The following is an 815-nucleotide window of genomic DNA, read 5'->3' as shown; positions in this document are numbered from 1 at the left end:
GCCGAGCCAGGCCAGGGCCGCGCCGAGGGCCACGCCGGCCAGCGCCCACGGCCACCACGGCAGCGGCGCGGCCTCGGGCTCGGCGGCGATGCGCGACGGCAGCAGTACGCGTTCGGACTCGACCAGCGGCCGGCCCTCGCTGTTCTTGACCTCGGCCAGCGCCGCGGCCAGGCGGCCGGGGACGTAGGACTCGGCCCACACCGGCACCGGCTTGTCGGCGTCCGGCCCCATCAGCACGTCGAGCGTGAACCACATCCACGGCTCCGGCCGCGACAGCCGCAGCGCTTCGCTGCGCAGGGTGTTGCCGTGCGAGCGTCCCTCGGTCTGCCGGCGCAGGTCGCCGCGCAGGGTGCGGTCGATCGCGTCGCGCACGCGGATCGCGCAGTTGTCGTCGAAATACTGGTAGCGATAGAACGCGTTTTCCGGCAGTGCGTTGACCCGCAGCGATTCGGCCAGCTCACGCGCCTGCGCGTCGCTCAGGTCGAGCCACTGCAGGCTGACCTTGCGGCCTTCGTAGTTGTACTGGGCCATGTCCTGGTCGAACGGCAGCGCGACCAGGCGATAGCGCATGTCGTTGCGGACGAAGCGCTGGACGAAGTCGGGCTCGCTCGGATCGAAGTAGCCGAAGTTGTAGGAAATGGCCTGGTCGGTGGCGCGGTCGTAGACCACCAGGGCGTCGTGGCCGAAGCGCGACCAGAACTCCTCGCCGGGCTGCATGGTGACCACGCCGATGCGCGGCACCTGGGCGGAGGGCGCGGTGGAGGCGGGCGTCGCAGCGACAGAGGCAGGCGTCGCAGCGGCGGCGACCGGCGTGG

The 815-nt window shown here is 71.8% G+C and carries 1 protein-coding gene; it reads right to left on the bottom strand.

Going from position 1 to position 815, the window contains the following annotated elements; all coding sequences use genetic code 11:
* The coding region (locus A7A76_RS19930; RefSeq protein WP_343225377.1) for a DUF4105 domain-containing protein at positions 1 to 741 on the bottom strand (741 nt) is incomplete at its 3' end.
* Positions 742 to 815 lie beyond the last annotated feature (74 nt).

Source organism: Lysobacter enzymogenes (assembly GCF_017168095.1).
Taxonomy (GTDB): Bacteria; Pseudomonadota; Gammaproteobacteria; order Xanthomonadales; family Xanthomonadaceae; genus Lysobacter; species Lysobacter enzymogenes_D.
Note: the sequence above shows the minus strand (reverse complement) of the source record. Positions and strands in the feature narration are given on the sequence as shown.